Genomic DNA, 16,658 nt, shown 5'->3' with positions numbered 1-16,658 from the left:
ATATTTAACTCTGTTCCCGACAGGTTTCGCCTGCTGACTTAAGTCAGTAATTAGGTGTTCTCTGCGCCGCTGCCTCTCTATATATTGAAATCTATCGAGTATCTAAAAAGAGGAAACCGTATGACTCACGCATGCAATCATTCTGGTGGTATTACCTGTTCTTGTTGTAGTCCATTGTGGAAGTCATTTATTCCTGATGTTGCCGTCGATCTCTCGGGGTCCAATAGCTCTGATATCGGTGCAGAAACGCTGATTGTTCGTACGGCTATTACCGCTGAGGATTCGTCGGGTGGCACTATTCTGACGATGGAAAATGGCCAGAATGTGTCGGTTGAGGCGATTGGTATTCAAACGGGATTGATTGTCGCCACTGGCTCATACGACGAGGTTAAAGCTCAGATGCCGAAAGACACACGGGAGCGAGTCCTGTCTGGTACACAAACTCTCATCCCTGGTTTGATTGAACCGCATTTACATATTATCCCTACCGCGGTTTTGGATATTGCGACGGATGTCGGGCCATTTCTACGTCAGAGGTTACGCACTCAGATAGAGGTAAATCCGGAGGATCAATACAGCCGACGTTGGGTCACCACTCAGTTGAAAAAAGTCATGGATGCCAGTTCGGACACTGGGGAATGGGTCATCGGTCATAATGTGGATCCGTCGCTTTTTATTGGTGATGACAAGGCATTTAATGCGGATATTCTGGATAAAGAGATAGGTAAGGATAAGCCGGTTTTTATAATGAATGCGTCCATGCATTTGGCTTATATTAACAGCACAGCCATTGCGCAAGTACAGCAATATTATGCAGATCAAGGCAAGACGGTTATTATCGATCAGGATGGTATTCTCAAAGAAATTGAGGGAATTACACCGGTAGCAGCCGTTATCGGCAAAAGCTTAAATTATGAAATTTTTCCTTCTCAACTCAATAAATCGCTTGATGAGCTGTTCCATACTGCCAGCAAACGCGGTGTGACTTATCTATTTGACGCGGGTATTGAGCCGTGGGACGGTAAATCTTTACTTAATCAGCCATTACTACTGAAGTTAAAAGCGCAGAGCGTTGATTGTCCGGTGAGAATAGGTGGCGCTCTGGTGGTGCTCAAGCCACAAGATTTTGAGGATAAAATCGATGGGAAATATTATCCTCACAAGGGAAATAGTCACTTCAATTTAGCCAATATTAAATTAGTCTCTGATGGCTCTAATCAGGGATTAACGGGTTATCAGTTTTCACCTTATTGTTGCAATAACAATTATGAAAAATATAACCATGCCACCATTTCTGCGTCAGATAATATTGGGATGTTTAACTTTGGGTATCCGGAAGAGTTCGATACGCTGGTTAGCAACGCGGTAAAGCGTGACTGGCCGTTGATGATTCACGCTAATGGTGATCAGGCGATAGAGCGTACCATCTTGGCATTTCAGCGCGTAGGTATGATGCAACAGACTTATGATGTGCGTCGTGATCGCATTGAACACGCGTCGTTACTTTCCGATCAGAATCTGGACGATATGAAAACGTTGGGGATCTCACCCAGTTTTTTAATTGGTCACGTGGGGTATTGGGGCTGGGTGTTCCAGCAAACGATTCTGGGTACAGAACGTTCCGGTCTGCTTGACCGTTGCCAATCAGCATTAGCGCGTGGCATGAGAATTACCCTGCATAGTGATAATAGCGTCACCCCGATGGGGCCGTTACGTATGATGGAACAGGCTATTTCTCGGGTTATGGAAGGCGCGCCAACAGATCAGAACACGCCGATACTGAATGAGCAGGAGTGTATTTCGCGTTTTGATGCTTTGAAAGCAATGACTTATGATGCTGCTTGGCAGTGCCATGCTGATCAATGGGTTGGGTCTTTGGCAGCAGGAAAGTGTGCGGATTTTGTACTGCTGGCTGACTCTCCCCTGACATACCAAAGCAAAATAGAAACCAATTCTGTGTATGATATGCGTAATATTCCAGTGATGGAAACCTGGAAAGGCGGTCGGCGGGTCTATCAGTCATAAACCCATAACGCGTCGATGAAATAAACCTAAGGTTACTGTCAGCTACAGGGATTCCTGTAGCTGAGTGGTTCACTGATATTGTGAATAATCAATGGGCGGAATGACCGGACTATTTCGTGTGTCGTTCTTTCAGGCGGTTGATGATAGTGGCCAGATTCAGATCCTGATCCTGTAATAGAACCAGCAGATGGTACATCAAATCAGCAGCTTCGTTGGTCAGCTCCTCACGGTCATGAACGGTGGCCGCCAGTGCGGTTTCCAGTCCTTCTTCCCCTACTTTCTGCGCGATACGCTTGGTACCGCTGGCGTACAGTCGCGCGGTGTAGGAACTGGCCGGATCGGCATTTTTCCGTTCAGCGAGCAGTTGTTCCAGCTGATACAGAAACTGCCATTCGCTGGATGCCGGGGAGAAACAGCTCGTGTTGCCCAAGTGACAGGTGGGACCGATCGGGTTAGCCAGCACCAGCAGCGTGTCATTATCACAGTCTGGCGTGATGGATACCACGTGCAGAAAGTGCCCGGAGGATTCGCCTTTGGTCCACAAGCGCTGTTTAGTGCGAGAGAAAAAGGTCACTTTGCCGCTTTCTTCGGTAACGTGCAGGGCTTCTTGATTCATGTAACCCAGCATCAGCACTTCACCAGAAATGGCATGCTGTACAATGGCGGGCAACATGCCGTCAGTTTTTTGCCAGTCTAGCTGGCTTCGTTGTTGTTCGCTTAACACACCCGAATCTCCACGCCTTGTTGCTTAAGGAATTGTTTAAGTTCACCAATATTTATGATTTGCTTGTGGAACACGGAAGCGGCCAGTGCGCCATCGACCTGGGCGATCTGAAAGGCTTCCAGGAAATGTTCCATGGTACCGGCGCCGCCAGAGGCGATCAGCGGTACTTTACAGATATTGCGTACCAATTTCAGTTGTTCCAGATCGTAGCCGTTACGCACACCATCCTGATTCATCATGTTGAGGACAATTTCACCGGCACCGCGTTTTTGTACTTCTTCTACCCAGTCCAGCGTTTCCCACTGGGTCACACGGGTTCGGGTTTCGTCACCCGTATACTGGTTAACATGATAACAACCGGTTTTGGCGTCATGCCAGGTATCAATCCCTACCACGATACATTGCACGCCGTAGCGGTCTGCCAGCCGGGTAATCAGTTCCGGGTCTGCGAGTGCCGGGGAGTTGATGGAAATTTTATCCGCGCCGAATGACAGCATCCGGCCGGCATCTTCCACGCTTTTGATGCCGCCAGCGACACAAAAGGGGATGTCAATCACCTCGGATACGCGGGATATCCAGCTTTTGTCCACCACCCGGCCGTCAGACGAGGCGGTGATATCATAAAACACCAATTCATCTGCACCTTCCTGCGCATAACGCTGCGCCAATGGTACGATGTCACCAATGATTTCGTGATTGCGGAACTGTACGCCTTTGACCACCTGTCCGTCACGGACATCAAGACAGGGAATTATCCGTTTTGCCAGCATGAAATCGCCTCCGCTACAGTAAATTTACCTTCCAAAAGCGCACGTCCGACAATAATGCCTTGCACACCGCTGCCACGCAGGTGAGCGATATCGTCCAGTGAGCCGATACCGCCAGAAGCCTGAAACGCCACCTGCGGATAGCGTTGGCTGACTTCACGATAGAGGTCGACATTGGAACCTTGTAGTGTGCCATCGCGAGAGATATCAGTACACAGCACGTGTTTCAGGCCGAACGGCAGATAACGTTCCACGGCGTGTTCCAGTGTAACGCCAGCGCTTTCCTGCCAGCCGCTGATGGCGACGTTTTTAACGCCGTTGACATCAATGCGCACATCCAGCGCCAGTACCAGCGCTTCGGCACCGTAGCGGGTAAACCACTGCTGGACCAGTGCCGGTTGTTTCACGGCGGTAGAGCCAATCACCACCCGACGGGCACCAGCTGCCAGTAACGCTTCCACATCCTGCTCAGTGCGAATACCACCACCGACCTGTACCGGTACCGTGACACCGGCCAGCAATGTTTTCAGTAAGGAAATCTGACGGGCGGCCGGATCTTTGGCACCGGTTAAATCCACCAGATGCAGTACCTGTGCACCTTGTTGTTGATAATCCTGCAACCGAGGCAGAGGGTTGCTGCCATATTGACGCTGTTGTCCATAATCACCCTGATGTAAACGGACCACTTGTCCATCAATCAGATCCAACGCGGGAATAATCATGACTGTTTACATCTCCAGAAAGTTTTTCAGAAGCTGCGCCCCGGCGGCACCGGATCGCTCTGGATGGAACTGCACGCCGTAGAAGTTATCGCGCTGTACGGCAGCGGTAAAGGCGTCGCCGTACTGTGCCTGCGCGATCGTGTTGGCGCACACCGGCATGGCATAACTGTGTACAAAATAGAAATAGGCGTTATCGGGGATGTCACGGAATAGGCGATGTCCCCGCTGGGCTGCCACTTGGTTCCAACCCATATGCGGTAATGGCAGTCCCCGATCTTCCATCTGTTTCACCGGGGTATCAACAATACCCAGCATTGGTATGCCGCCGCTTTCATCGCTGCGGGAACCCAATAACTGCATACCGAGGCAAATCCCCAGTACCGGTTGGGTACAGGCTTTGATCAGGTCGATCAGATGACGTTCCGCCAGTTGATCCATTGCCGCCTGTGCCGTGCCGACGCCCGGCAGGAACAGCTTGTCCGCACGCAGTACCACATCCGGCTCGCGGCTGATCTGTGGCTTATAACCCAGCCGTTTCACGGCGTACATAACGGATGAGAGGTTGGCACAACCGGTATCAAGAATCACTACGCTCATCACAATACCCCTTTGGAACTGGGCAGTGTATCGCCCTCAACGCGGATTGCCTGACGCAATGCGCGGCCAAACACTTTAAACAGGCTTTCGACACGGTGATGGTCGTTGCGGCCTTTGGTTCTAAGGTGCAGGGTGCAGGCCATGGCGTAAGACAGTGAACGGAAGAAGTGTTCCACCATTTCCGTACTCAAGTCGCCGACACGCTGGTAGTTGAATTCCGCTTTGTATTCCAGGTGTGGACGGCCGGAGATATCCAGTGCGCAACGGGCCAGACACTCATCCATTGGCAGCACGAAGCCGAATCGACCAATGCCGCGCTTGTTACCCAGCGCTTTATTTAACGCTTCGCCCAGCGCCAGTGCCGTATCTTCCACGGTATGGTGATCGTCGATGTAAAGATCGCCTTTTACTTCAATTTGCATACGGAAACCGCCGTGAGTGGCGATCTGGTCCAGCATGTGGTCGAAGAAACCGATACCGGTATTGATTTTGCTGCCGCCTTCCCGATCCAGCCAAACGTTAACGTCAATGGCGGTTTCGCGTGTTACTCGGTTAACATGGGCGTGACGGTCACGGCGGGTAAGTTGAGTAGTGATCGCTTGCCAGTTCAGCCCGTCGGGCTGATAGCGCAGACCGGAAATGCCCATATTCTGTGCCAGCTGCATGTCGGTTTCCCGGTCGCCAATCACGTAGCTGTTGGCGCTATCCATCACATTGTCTTTCAGGAAGGCATCCACCAGCGCAGTTTTTGGTTTGCGACAGTCACAGTTATCCGCTGGCAGATGCGGACAGATCAATACCCGCTCAAAGCGGATACCCTGTGAGGTGAAAATCTGCATCATCAGGTTATGTGGCGCATCAAAGGCGTCCTGCGGAAAGCTGTCGCTACCCAGTCCATCCTGATTGGTGATCATCACCAATTTAAAGCCTGCTTTCTGTAATGACAGCAGCGACGGAATCACATCTGGTTCCAGGGCCAGCTTATCCAGCCGATCGACCTGAAAATCCTCGGGAGGTTCAGCGATTAGGGTGCCGTCTCGGTCGATAAAAAGATAGTTTACTCCCACAATGGTTCCTCAAGATTAAGCGGTGGTAGCGGATAACGCTTGCAGCGCGCTGATGACACGCTCGCATTCATAACGGTTGCCGATAGTGATCCGCAGGCAACCCGCCAGTCCGGGCTGTTTATTCTGGTCACGCAGAATAATGCCCTGATCCCATAAGGTTTTAAACACCGTGCTGGACGTTATGAAGCGTACCAGCAGGTAGTTACTTTCACTGGGGAACACCGTGTCTACGTAGGGTAGCGGCGCTAATGCGTCGGCCAGCCAACGGCGGTTTTCCACGACGTGCGCCACATTCTGCCTCATGCGCGCTACACCGTCTTCACTCAGCGCTTGCGCGGCGATGTCGGCCACGGGCAACGAGAGCGGATAAGGTGCAATCACTTTCAGTAGCAGTTGGATGACGTCCGGATTAGCCAGCGTAAAACCACAGCGTAGCCCGGCCAGCGCGTAGGCTTTTGACAGCGTGCGCAGAATCACCAGATGTGGATAATCCGCCAGCCAGCCAACGGTGGACATTTGCGGGCAGAATTCAATATAGGCTTCGTCAATGACCACCAGCGCCTTGTCGCGCGTCAGATCCAGCAGGTGACGCAGATCTTCCTGTTTCACCAGATTGCCGGTCGGGTTATTGGGGCTGCACACGTAAACCAGTTTCACGCCGCCCAATTGTCGTTCGATGGAGGCCATATCCAGTTGCCAGTCAGCAGTGCTCTGGGCGGTGCGGCGTTCCACGCCGAAGGTTTCAGCGCTCACGGCGTACATGCCATAAGTGGGCGGGCAGAACAGAATGGCGTCTTTGCCCGGCTCGCAAAACGCCCGGATCAGCAGTTCGATCCCCTCATCCGCACCGCGGCTGACCAGCACCTGTTCCGGCGTGACGCCGGCATAATTGGCATAGCGTTCAATCACCTGTTTCGGCTGGCACTCCGGGTAGCGGTTCAGCGTTTGCAGCGTGAGCTGATATTCCGGTGCCTGAGGAAATTCGTTGGCGTTCAGCCACACATCACCGTTGCCGCCCAGACGGCGGGCTGATTGATAGGGCATTAACCGACGTACATTGTCACGTGCCAGATTTTCAATGCTCATGCTTGCTCCTTGAGGGCATTAACCCGCAGCGTAACCGCATTTTTGTGGGCGGTAAGCTGTTCCGCCTGTGCCAGAATTTCAATGGTGGGCGCCAGTCGTAATAAACCTTGCGGGCTCAATTGCTGGACGGTCATCCGTTTCTGAAAATCCGCCAGTCCCAGGCTGGAGTAGGTGGCGGTGTAACCGTAAGTCGGCAGAACATGGTTGGTGCCAGAAGCATAGTCACCGGCGGATTCCGGCGACCAGTCACCCAAAAATACTGAACCGGCGCTGGTAATGCTATCCACCAGATCGGCGGCATTGCGGGTCTGGATAATCAAATGTTCCGGGCCGTACTGGTTGCTGATTTCCACACACTGTTGTAGATCGCGGGCGATAATCACCCGGCTGCTGGCCAGCGCCTGGCGGGCGATATCGGCTCGGGAAAGCGAGACCAGCTGACGTTCTACCGCATCGGTTACCGCCTGGGCCATTACCGCATCCGGCGTCAGCAGAATAACCTGGGAGTCCGGGCCGTGCTCCGCCTGTGACAGTAGGTCGGAAGCGACAAAATCCGGGGTGGCGCCACTGTCGGCAATCACCAGCACTTCTGACGGGCCGGCGGGCATATCAATCGCCGCGCCATCCAGCCGTTGGCTGATCTGACGCTTGGCTTCGGTGACATAGGCATTGCCAGGGCCAAAAATCTTGTTTACTTTCGGGATACTGTCAGTGCCGAAGGCCATTGCCGCCACCGCCTGTGCGCCACCGACCTGAAATACTTCCTGCACGCCACACAATTTTGCGGCGTAAAGAATTTCATCGGCGATGGGTGGCGGTGAGCACAGAATCACCCGTTGGCAACCCGCGATACGTGCGGGTGTCGCCAGCATTAATACGGTGGAAAGCAACGGTGCCGAGCCGCCTGGAATATATAACCCGACACTGGCAATCGGCCGGGTGATTTGCTGGCAGCGGACGCCAGGCTGGGTTTCCACATCAACCGGCGGCAGTTGCTGCGCATTGTGGAAGGTTTCAATGTTGTGCACCGCCGTCGCCATCGCCTGTTTGATGTCATCATCCAGACGATCCGCCGCGGCATCGATATCGGCCTGGCTGACGCGCAGATCGCTCACCTGTACATTGTCAAAACGCGCGCTGTAGTCACGTAGCGCGGTGTCACCTTCAGCGTTGACCCGGTCCAGAATCTCACTGACGATGGATGTAATACGTTCGGAGGCGGAGATTGCCGGACGCGTCAGCAACTGCTGTTGTTCGTCCTTCGAACAGGACTGCCAGTCAATAATAGTGTTGAAGCTGTTCGCCATCGCGGTTACTCCATCATCTTCTCAATTGGCAGCACCAGAATGGAGCTGGCACCGAGCATTTTCAGGTTTTCCATGGTTTCCCAGAACAGGGTTTCGCTGCTCACCATATGCATGGCGACGCGGTTCTTGTCGCCCGCCAGTGGCAGGATGGTCGGCCGTTCGGCACCGGGTAACAGGGCCACGATATCTTCCAGCCGATCGCTGGGCGCGTGCAGCATGATGTATTTGGATTCACGCGCCTGAATCACGCCCTGCATGCGAGTCAACAGTCTATCGATGAGTTGCTGCTTGTCGGCGGGCATCTCGCCATCACGCTGAATGAGCGCAGCTTTAGAGCGGTAGATCACTTCTACTTCACGCAGGCCGTTGGCTTCCAGTGTGGCACCGGTGGAAACCAGATCGCAGATGGCATCGGCCAACCCGGCGCGCGGCGCCACTTCCACTGAGCCATTCAGCAGGCATGATTTGAAATCAATACCTTGTTCATCGAGGTATTTTTTAAGCAGGTGCGGATAGGAGGTAGCGATACGTTTGTTTTGCAAACATTGCGGGCCGGAATAGGTTTCATCCAGCGGCATGGCCAGTGACAGACGGCAGCCGCCGAAATCAAGACGTCGCAGGGTAAAATAGCGCGGATCTTCACCCTGGGCACGTCGGTTAAGTAGCTCTTCTTCCAGCACGTTTTCCCCGATGATGCCTAAATCCACAACACCATCCATCACCAGACCGGGTATATCGTCATCACGCACGCGCAGAATATCAATCGGCATATTTTCCGCAAAGGCGATAAGTCGTTGTTGTTGCAAATTGATTTTAATCCCGCAACGGGCCAGCAGTTCTCGGGAATCGTCGCTCAGGCGGCCTGATTTCTGCATAGCAATGCGCAAACGTGTTTTATCCAGCATGTGAACCTCAATTTAACCTGTCTGATAATGTCTATTTTCAAATAGACTTCTAAAAAGTTCGGGCCATAAAAAAAAACCCTCGGAAGTGATCTTCCGAGGGCTCTCTTTACGTTCTGCACCACTGGAAGATCTGCGTGTCTTCCAGCACCAATCGCCTGAAAGACTAGTCAGGATGATGGTGATGATGGTGGTTAATCAGAATACGTAACATGAATTTTCTCTTTTCTGGCAATAGTGTTTGTGTCGCTTGTCAGCTAACCTAAACCATGTTGCGGTGGTGATGCAACACTTTTTTACCTGATGTAGTCAATTGATATTGCTATAACTGAAAGGGCGTGGATAGTGGGTGTGAAGCGTCGGTGTAGGTCAGGAGAGGAACGATGAAAAAAGTATCGATTATTGGGCTTGGCTGGCTGGGAATGCCGCTGGCATTAGCGCTGCTTGGTCGCGGGTATCACGTTGTCGGGAGTAAAACGACGGATGATGGTGTGGCCGCGGCACAGCTGAGTGGTATTGACTGCTATCGTTTGCAACTGACGCCGGAACTGGAGTGTAGCGCTGGAGATTTACCGGTATTGTTACAGACTGACGCATTGATTATCACCTTGCCGCCCAGCCGTACCGCACAGAATGGAGAGAGTTACATGCAGGCGGTGCAACAACTGGTCGATAGTGCGCTGGCCTATGGCGTGCCGCGGATTCTGTTTACCAGTTCGACATCGGTTTATGGTCGAACCTATGGCCGGGTAAAAGAAAACAGTCCACTACAGCCAGAGACCATGGCCGGGAAAGCGCTGGTAGAACTGGAGCAGTGGCTGCACGCGTTGCCCAATACGTCGGTGGATATTCTGCGTCTGGCGGGATTGGTGGGGGCGGATCGCCATCCAGGGCGTTTTCTGGCTGGGCGGCGTAATCTGCCGAATGGGTCGCACGGCGTCAATCTGGTCCATCAGGAAGATGTGATAGCGGCGATCCTGCTGTTATTACAACTGCCACAGGGTGGTCATCTTTACAACCTTTGCGCACCGGAACATCCAGCCAAACAGGATTTTTATCCGGCGCAGGCGCGTAACATGCACCTGGACCCGCCGCAATTTCTGCCGGGTGATCCGGCACTGGCGCGGTTGGTGGACGGGCATAAAATCTGTAGCGAGCTGGGGTTTGAATATCAACACCCGGATCCGATGACCATGCCGATGGGGTAAGGTATTCCACGGAAGATCTGGTGGGATGACCTTTCCCCTTTAATTTCAGGCCCGGATAGGCGTTTTGGCTTTTCGGGGCTTTTTGAGTAGAATCATTTTCACTTCCGGGTTCATTTTCTCGCCGCTTTGCTTCAGCATAAAATCTATTTTGTATAAATAATATCAACCATAATAATCCAGATTGAATAATATTTAATTGAATCTCTCTTCAGAAATATGAATTACTCAGCGTATTTATTTTTTGCACTGTAAAGTGTCGTGGTCTATTTTTATTATCGGAGTCAGCAGAATAAATGAGCTGTGCTTTATCAGGTTTTATTGATATTAAGCATATTTACTTTCTGATAAGGAATAATTTATGTTGAGACGAGAAAAAATACTGGGAGGCATAATAAGCCTTTTCAGCGCGATGACACTCTACGTATCTTTAGCTTGTAGTGCGCAGGCGGCACCCGATCCTGCCATAGTGAGTGTGATCGCGAGTAATGGTCTGGATAATACCCGTGTCATGACCATGTATAAAAATGGAACATTACAGCTTACAACCGATACACCAAATAAAATTATTTTGACTAATCCTAAAGCGGAGATAAGTAATAGCGATGCCGCAGATTCAATGTATTGGTATCGAGGTATGGGAATTGCCGAATATAAGCAATTTGATACCAATGGATATAAAATAATACCCTGTGTTTCCCAGGAAAGTTTCTGCGGTATTGCGCCGAAATATGATTATTCCGCGAGCTATCTGACGATTAAAGATCCTGGTGTAATGATTCTGTTCAGTACCATTGAGCCTGGTTGGTTATACGATGACTTCACGACTAAACACCACTGTCAAATTAAAGCGGAAGGTGGCGGTACATACGGTCTGGGGATAACGGGGACCTCGGCAAGTTGCGATGCGACCTATAAAACGAAAGGGATTGGTAACGTATTCAATGGCTGGTTACAGGCACCGCAAAAGATAGAACCCATTATCGCGTATGTATTACTGCCTAAGAAAGCGTAAGGAAAAGTCAGCGTTAAATGACGCTTGATGACGTTATTTCCTGCGTGGGTTCAGGTTTTACCACGCAGGGTTCCGATACGTTTGCAGGTATCGTACGGCGAGAAAAAACCGTTCAATCCGTGTTTTTCTTGCGGTACAGTCGCCGTGGATGACCGATTTTCCCATAGCGCATTTCGATTTCCAGAAACTGGTTTTCCACGCAAAATTCGAGATAACGGCGGGCAGTGGTTTTACTCAGTCCGGTTTTATCGACCACATCATCAACGGAGAATAGCGTTTCCGACTCATTGAGGAAGATCTGCTGAATCAGATTCAGGGTATTTTCCTCAATGCCTTTGCTGCCGGGGCCATTTGGTACGGTCGACGCCTGAAGCTGATAAAGCACATCCACATTTTGCTGGTCGACGATTTTGTAAGTGTGCTGGGTTTTCACAAACTGGATAAAACGCTCTAACGACGAACGCAGACGCGGGTAAGAGACAGGTTTGATGATGTAATCAAACGCTCCGCAGCGGATAGCCTGCGCGCAGGTGTTCATATCACTGGCGGCGGTGATAAAAATAACCGAGCAGTTCATGCCTTTCAGCAATTCGCTTTCAATGAGTGATACACCTTCACCATCCGGCAGATAATTATCCAGCAAAATCAATCGTGGCTTGTACAGTTGTAACAACCGTTTTGCTTCGGATAAGGTGGCGGCAATGCCGACCACCCGCATGTTAAAGTTTTTTTCGATAAATTCAGCTTGGATAGTCGCCAGCTTGTTTTCATCTTCAACGATCAAGACGTTGAAATTATCAATAGGCATGGTGCTCTGAATCCCTGTGAGTCTCTGTAGGTTGATTAAAGGAAGAATTTTTGGGAATAAAAATGGAAAAAATTGCTCCGTGCGGTTGGTTGGCGGAAACCTCAATCACCCCGTGAGCCTGATTAACATAACTGGCTACCAGATGCAGACCCAATCCATGATCGCCTTCCAACTTACTGGTGACACCCATTTCAAATATCCGTTCGGCGATATTTGGGTCAATACCTGCTCCCTGATCAGCAATTTCAATCACCAGTTCCTGCTCACCGTCATGAATGTAAACTTCAACAGGATAATGGGCTTCCTGGCAGGTTAGTGTGGCCTCCACTGCATTATCGATCAAATTGCCGATAATCGACATGAGTTCGGTTTCATTGAGTGCGGCGGGAATTCCATTCAACTGGCAGCGTGGGTCAAACAGTAGTTCGATGCCTTTTTCATGCGCGCTGGCATATTTCCCCAGTAGCAGACCACAGAGCGCGGGGGAACAGAAACGACGCGAAACGAAATCCAGTACCACCTGGGCGCTTTCTGATTGCGCTTCAATATATTGCACCGCTTCATCATAGCGTTTCAGATGTAATAATCCGGCTAGCGTGGCCGTCCAGTTGAGTTGTTCATGGCGCAAAATACGCAGACTGTTGGCGTAGCGCTTTACCTGGCTCAATTGCAGACTGAGACTGTGGATGTCGTTTTTGTCACGGAAACTAATGACCCAACCCTGTAGCTCATCTTTCAGCATGATACGTACCCGGCTGGCAATCACCGTAATATGGTTGAAACGACAGATTTCGTCGTGCGTGTCCGTCACCCACATGTCCTCATTGGCAAAAAAGGGAACGGATTTAATCACTTCTTCAATCGGTTTGCCACGCAATTTGTAAGATGGTCCGTCCAGCCCCAGCAACTCTTTGGCTGCGTGGTTAATCACGGCAATACGATGTTGTTTATCAATGGCGATCACGCCCTCGTAAATGGACTCCAACAGCGCTTTTTGCTGCCGGACCAGCAGGCGGATCTCCAGAGGCTCCAGCCCGAACATCTGTTTTTTCAGATTGCGTGAGAACCACCAGGAAAAACAGAACAGCGCTAGCAGCAAGGACAGAATGACTAACAGAACGTGGCCGACTTTACCGAGTGTCAGGTTATCAATGTGGCTTTTCAGGTAACCCACGGAAACGATACCAATCACGGTGTTTCCATCCATGATCGGCGCCTTGCTGCGCAAAGAAATGCCGATACCACCACGTCGCAATGAAATAATGCTTTTCCCCGCCAGCACATCCTTATTGTCTCCGCCGACCATTTTTTTACCCAGCGCCGCGGGATCTTCGGAATGGTACAGGTGTATGGCGTGCTGATCGCCGATAACGATAAAGCTGGCGTCACTGCGCTGTTTTAGCTTATTACCCAGCGTGCGGATGGCGGCAATATCCCGTTTTTTTACGGCGTCAATTAGCGACGGAATGATGGCGATCTCCCGTGCCTGCACCTGGGCACGATTACCTAACTCGGTATAAAGTTGTTTGTCCACCGAGTAATAGTAGTAGCCACCTACCATCAATAACAGTACCGAGAAGAAAATAATCAAGTAAATGAACAACTTGATATGGAAAGTGAGTCTGTATTTCATCGTCGTTAAAAAGCCGTCAAATCAATCTGTGCTGGAGTGGATAATTTATCATGAATGGAGTAGAAGAAGGGGAGGTGAATATAATCTTGTGAGCCGCTACGCGATAAAGTTTTAAATCGTGTGTTTTTTTGTTATTTATTATTAGTAACATTTAGACCAAATTAACCGTCTTGATAAACAAGTTAATTACCTTTTCACAACATAAAAATAAATTATTATAAAACGCCTAATTAACACCATAAAAACCATAAAGTTTTTAAAGTTTCTGCATGAATTTTGTTTTATTAATTCATTGTTTTTAAATGACTTTTTAATAAAAACCATAAAAATCATAAGTGCCATTAAAACTCGTTTTTTAATTTGATGATTATCACATAATAATAGCCATTGACCTCCTACTATGCCCAGGAAAATAACAAGGGGAGAAGGTTATGAGTACCACTGATGATTCGTATATTGTTGTGAAAGATGAGGCCTCGGCAAAGGTTTCATTATCATTAAAAGAAAAATGGTGGCACATTCTGGATACCTATAAAGTAGGTATTATTCCGGTACCGCTATTTTTATTAGCTGGTGCGTTAATCGGAATTGATTGTCTGAATGGGAAACTGCCTAGCGACATCGTCGTGATGGTTGCAACACTGGCGTTTTTTGGTTTTGCCTGCGGCGAGTTCGGTAAACGGTTACCTATCGTGGGTAAAATGGGGGCAGCAGCGATCTGCGCTACCTTTATTCCTTCTGCAATGGTGCATTACGGCCTGTTACCGGACACCATTGTTCAGTCTACTACCCAGTTCTATAAATCCACCCACATTCTGTATCTCTACATCTGCTGCATTATCGTCGGCAGCATCATGAGCATGAACCGGCAGACCTTGATTCAGGGTTTCCTGCGTATTTTCTTCCCCATGGTGTGTGGCGAAGTGGTCGGTATGCTGGTGGGTATGGGCGTCGGTATGGCGTTGGGTATGAATCCGTTCCATATCTTTTTCTTCCTGGTGTTGCCGATCATGGCTGGTGGGGTGGGTGAAGGCGCCATTCCGCTGTCGATGGGGTATGCCACCTTGCTGCATATGGAACAAGGTGTCGCCTTGGGCCGTATTCTGCCTATCGTGATGTTGGGTAGTCTGACCGCTATCATCATCGCCGGCTGTTTGAATCAGTTGGGTAAACGTTATCCGCACCTGACCGGTGAAGGCGAACTGATGCCGAACAAAGGTAATGCAACAGGCAGTATTCCCACGTCTTTGACGGCGTTAACCAGTGGTAAAACCGATGTGACTACCATAGCTACCGGCGCTCTGCTGGCGGTACTGCTGTACATGGTAGGTATGCTGGGTAACAAACTGATCGGTCTGCCGGCGCCAGTGGGCATGTTGTTTATCGCGGTATTGATCAAATTGGCTCACGGTGCCTCTCCGCGTATTCAGGAAGGCTCACAGGTCGTTTATAAATTTTTCCAGACGTCAGTGACATACCCGATTCTGTTCGCGGTGGGTGTGGCGATTACACCATGGCAGGAGTTGGTGAATGCGTTCACCATTTCCAATCTGCTGGTTATCGTTTCCACTGTGGGCGCTCTGGTCGCTACCGGCTTCTTTGTTGGTAAAAAAATTGGTATGCACCCGATTGATGTTGCCATTGTCTCCTGTTGTCAGAGTGGACAGGGTGGTACCGGCGACGTTGCTATCCTGACTTCCGGTAATCGTATGGTGCTGATGCCTTTCGCACAGATTGCCACTCGTATCGGCGGGGCTATCAATGTCTCTCTGGCACTACTGATTCTGGGCAACTTTTTGGTCTGATGTTTTGTTAAGTAAAAAGATGAAACTGCAAATCACCGCAGTTTCATTTTAACCGGGAATTATTATGAAACTTGCAAGCTATCGCTATAACGGCAAAAACAGTTACGGGATTTACACCCCGGCTGGCTTAATCGACCTGGGCAGCAAACTCGGTCAGCGCTATGCAGATTTGAAAGCGCTGCTGGCGGGTGACGCCCTGCACGAGGCGGCTGAATTTATCCATGCCACACCGGATGTGTCAGTGTCGGACGTTACCTTCTTACCCGTGATTGTGACACCGTCCAAAATCTTGTGCGTCGGGATGAACTATGCCGAAAAACGTAAAGAGTTCAATGAACTGAACCCGGCACCGACCCTGTTTGTCCGCTTTGCCGATTCACAGACCGGCCACGGTACCGACGTACTCAAACCAACCTTCTCCAATGAATTTGATTATGAAGGTGAACTGGCCGTTGTGATTGGCAAAGATGGCCAGAACATTTCCCGTACAGAGGCGTTGTCTCACGTCGCCGGTTATAGCTGCTATATGGATGGCTCCGCTCGTGACTGGCAGCACAGCTGGTTTACCGCTGGCAAGAATTGGCAGAAAACCGGCGCATTCGGGCCGTATCTGACTACCCGTGACGAAATCCCTGATCCGCACGCGTTGGCCATTCGCACCTATCTGAATGGGCGTATGGTACAGGACGACAACACCCGCAGCATGATCCATACCATTGCCGAACTGATTGAATACATCAGCACTTTCACTGCCCTGAGCGCGGGTGATGTGATCATTACCGGTTCACCTGGCGGCGTAGGTAAAAAACGCACGCCACCGCTGTTTATGAAACCGGGTGATTGCATCGAAGTTGAGATTGAAAATGTCGGTCATTTACGTAACACCATCGCCGAAGCCAGCCGGCCGGCAAAAGCGATGCCCGCCGCTGCGCTGGCTCACTGAGGATCAGTCTTCGGGATGACCCGAAGACGTCTGTCAGCGTTTATGTTGAATT

15 protein-coding genes and 1 other annotated feature are annotated in these 16,658 nt (G+C 50.4%); of the genes, 5 read left to right on the top strand and 10 right to left on the bottom strand.

The window, feature by feature from the left end; translation table 11 throughout:
* Window positions 1–120: 120 nt before the first annotated feature.
* Window positions 121–2,025: an amidohydrolase gene (locus RS889_RS13660; RefSeq protein ID WP_315707677.1), complete on the top strand. Its 1,905-nt coding sequence runs from the start codon at window positions 121–123 to the stop codon at window positions 2,023–2,025.
* Between the two features lie 109 nt (window positions 2,026–2,134).
* Here the strand turns inward: RS889_RS13660 and hisIE are convergent, their stop codons facing one another.
* From hisIE to hisG, 8 genes are read right to left on the bottom strand one after another with little or no spacing between them, the layout of a single operon-like run.
* Complete coding sequence (gene hisIE / locus RS889_RS13655) at window positions 2,135–2,749, bottom strand: bifunctional phosphoribosyl-AMP cyclohydrolase/phosphoribosyl-ATP diphosphatase HisIE (RefSeq protein ID WP_021015604.1); 615 nt, start codon at window positions 2,747–2,749, stop codon at window positions 2,135–2,137.
* Complete coding sequence (hisF, locus tag RS889_RS13650) at window positions 2,743–3,519, bottom strand: imidazole glycerol phosphate synthase subunit HisF (protein ID WP_315707676.1); 777 nt, start codon at window positions 3,517–3,519, stop codon at window positions 2,743–2,745. The genes hisIE and hisF overlap by 7 nt, the downstream gene beginning before the upstream one ends.
* Window positions 3,501–4,238: a 1-(5-phosphoribosyl)-5-[(5-phosphoribosylamino)methylideneamino]imidazole-4-carboxamide isomerase gene (hisA, locus tag RS889_RS13645; RefSeq protein ID WP_315707675.1), complete on the bottom strand. Its 738-nt coding sequence runs from the start codon at window positions 4,236–4,238 to the stop codon at window positions 3,501–3,503. Before hisA ends, hisF begins: the two co-directional genes overlap by 19 nt.
* Window positions 4,239–4,244: 6 nt before the next feature.
* A complete protein-coding gene (gene hisH / locus RS889_RS13640; RefSeq protein ID WP_315707674.1) occupies window positions 4,245–4,835 on the bottom strand; it encodes an imidazole glycerol phosphate synthase subunit HisH in 591 nt (196 codons plus the stop codon).
* On the bottom strand, window positions 4,835–5,902 hold the full coding sequence (gene hisB / locus RS889_RS13635; RefSeq protein WP_315707673.1) for a bifunctional histidinol-phosphatase/imidazoleglycerol-phosphate dehydratase HisB: 1,068 nt from the start codon (window positions 5,900–5,902) through the stop codon (window positions 4,835–4,837). Before hisB ends, hisH begins: the two co-directional genes overlap by 1 nt.
* A gap of 15 nt (window positions 5,903–5,917) precedes the next feature.
* Window positions 5,918–6,988, bottom strand: coding sequence for a histidinol-phosphate transaminase (hisC, locus tag RS889_RS13630; RefSeq protein ID WP_315707672.1), 1,071 nt, complete (start codon window positions 6,986–6,988; stop codon window positions 5,918–5,920).
* The gene (gene hisD / locus RS889_RS13625; RefSeq protein ID WP_315707670.1) at window positions 6,985–8,295 is read right to left on the bottom strand and encodes a histidinol dehydrogenase; all 1,311 of its coding nucleotides are present in this window, start codon (window positions 8,293–8,295) and stop codon (window positions 6,985–6,987) included. The genes hisC and hisD overlap by 4 nt, the downstream gene beginning before the upstream one ends.
* Before the next feature lie 5 nt (window positions 8,296–8,300).
* On the bottom strand, window positions 8,301–9,200 hold the full coding sequence (gene hisG / locus RS889_RS13620; RefSeq protein ID WP_021015611.1) for an ATP phosphoribosyltransferase: 900 nt from the start codon (window positions 9,198–9,200) through the stop codon (window positions 8,301–8,303).
* A gap of 67 nt (window positions 9,201–9,267) precedes the next feature.
* Window positions 9,268–9,388: a sequence feature (His leader region), on the bottom strand.
* Between the two features lie 192 nt (window positions 9,389–9,580).
* Between hisG and RS889_RS13615 the strand changes: the two genes are divergently transcribed.
* Window positions 9,581–10,405, top strand: a complete 825-nt coding sequence (locus tag RS889_RS13615; protein ID WP_315707669.1) for an NAD-dependent epimerase/dehydratase family protein — start codon at window positions 9,581–9,583, stop codon at window positions 10,403–10,405.
* 358 nt (window positions 10,406–10,763) lie between these two features.
* Window positions 10,764–11,417: a hypothetical protein gene (locus tag RS889_RS13610; RefSeq protein WP_315707668.1), complete on the top strand. Its 654-nt coding sequence runs from the start codon at window positions 10,764–10,766 to the stop codon at window positions 11,415–11,417.
* A gap of 112 nt (window positions 11,418–11,529) precedes the next feature.
* Here the strand turns inward: RS889_RS13610 and RS889_RS13605 are convergent, their stop codons facing one another.
* Together RS889_RS13605 and RS889_RS13600 are read right to left on the bottom strand one after the other, a co-directional pair.
* Window positions 11,530–12,225 carry a response regulator gene (locus RS889_RS13605; RefSeq protein WP_021015614.1) on the bottom strand — a complete coding sequence of 232 codons (696 nt, stop codon included), beginning with the start codon at window positions 12,223–12,225 and terminating at the stop codon, window positions 11,530–11,532.
* Window positions 12,215–13,858, bottom strand: coding sequence for an ATP-binding protein (locus RS889_RS13600; RefSeq protein ID WP_315707667.1), 1,644 nt, complete (start codon window positions 13,856–13,858; stop codon window positions 12,215–12,217). The genes RS889_RS13605 and RS889_RS13600 overlap by 11 nt, the downstream gene beginning before the upstream one ends.
* Window positions 13,859–14,289: 431 nt before the next feature.
* On the opposite strand from RS889_RS13600, the gene RS889_RS13595 reads away from it, so the two are divergent.
* Both RS889_RS13595 and RS889_RS13590 read left to right on the top strand, forming a co-directional pair.
* Window positions 14,290–15,663 (top strand): 2-hydroxycarboxylate transporter family protein, encoded by a 1,374-nt coding sequence (locus RS889_RS13595; RefSeq protein WP_290182580.1) that lies wholly within the window; start codon window positions 14,290–14,292, stop codon window positions 15,661–15,663.
* A gap of 64 nt (window positions 15,664–15,727) precedes the next feature.
* Entirely contained in the window at window positions 15,728–16,606 is an 879-nt protein-coding gene (locus RS889_RS13590) for a fumarylacetoacetate hydrolase family protein (RefSeq protein ID WP_315707666.1), read from the top strand.
* Window positions 16,607–16,658 lie beyond the last annotated feature (52 nt).

This window comes from Brenneria uluponensis (assembly GCF_032395385.1).
Lineage (GTDB): Bacteria > Pseudomonadota > Gammaproteobacteria > Enterobacterales > Enterobacteriaceae > Prodigiosinella > Prodigiosinella aquatilis.
The sequence above is the reverse complement of the archived record's forward strand: the minus strand, read 5'-3'. Positions and strand labels throughout refer to the sequence as shown.

Bases quoted from the DNA above. Each gene is read 5' to 3' on its own strand.
- RS889_RS13660 (WP_315707677.1), top strand. From the start codon at position 121: ATGACTCACGCATGCAATCATTCTGGTGGTATTACCTGTTCTTGTTGT.
- hisF (WP_315707676.1), bottom strand. From the start codon at position 3,519: ATGCTGGCAAAACGGATAATTCCCTGTCTTGATGTCCGTGACGGACAG.
- hisA (WP_315707675.1), bottom strand. From the start codon at position 4,238: ATGATTATTCCCGCGTTGGATCTGATTGATGGACAAGTGGTCCGTTTA.
- hisH (WP_315707674.1), bottom strand. From the start codon at position 4,835: ATGAGCGTAGTGATTCTTGATACCGGTTGTGCCAACCTCTCATCCGTT.
- hisC (WP_315707672.1), bottom strand. From the start codon at position 6,988: ATGAGCATTGAAAATCTGGCACGTGACAATGTACGTCGGTTAATGCCC.
- hisD (WP_315707670.1), bottom strand. From the start codon at position 8,295: ATGGCGAACAGCTTCAACACTATTATTGACTGGCAGTCCTGTTCGAAG.
- hisG (WP_021015611.1), bottom strand. From the start codon at position 9,200: ATGCTGGATAAAACACGTTTGCGCATTGCTATGCAGAAATCAGGCCGC.
- RS889_RS13615 (WP_315707669.1), top strand. From the start codon at position 9,581: ATGAAAAAAGTATCGATTATTGGGCTTGGCTGGCTGGGAATGCCGCTG.
- RS889_RS13610 (WP_315707668.1), top strand. From the start codon at position 10,764: ATGTTGAGACGAGAAAAAATACTGGGAGGCATAATAAGCCTTTTCAGC.
- RS889_RS13605 (WP_021015614.1), bottom strand. From the start codon at position 12,225: ATGCCTATTGATAATTTCAACGTCTTGATCGTTGAAGATGAAAACAAG.
- RS889_RS13600 (WP_315707667.1), bottom strand. From the start codon at position 13,858: ATGAAATACAGACTCACTTTCCATATCAAGTTGTTCATTTACTTGATT.
- RS889_RS13595 (WP_290182580.1), top strand. From the start codon at position 14,290: ATGAGTACCACTGATGATTCGTATATTGTTGTGAAAGATGAGGCCTCG.
- RS889_RS13590 (WP_315707666.1), top strand. From the start codon at position 15,728: ATGAAACTTGCAAGCTATCGCTATAACGGCAAAAACAGTTACGGGATT.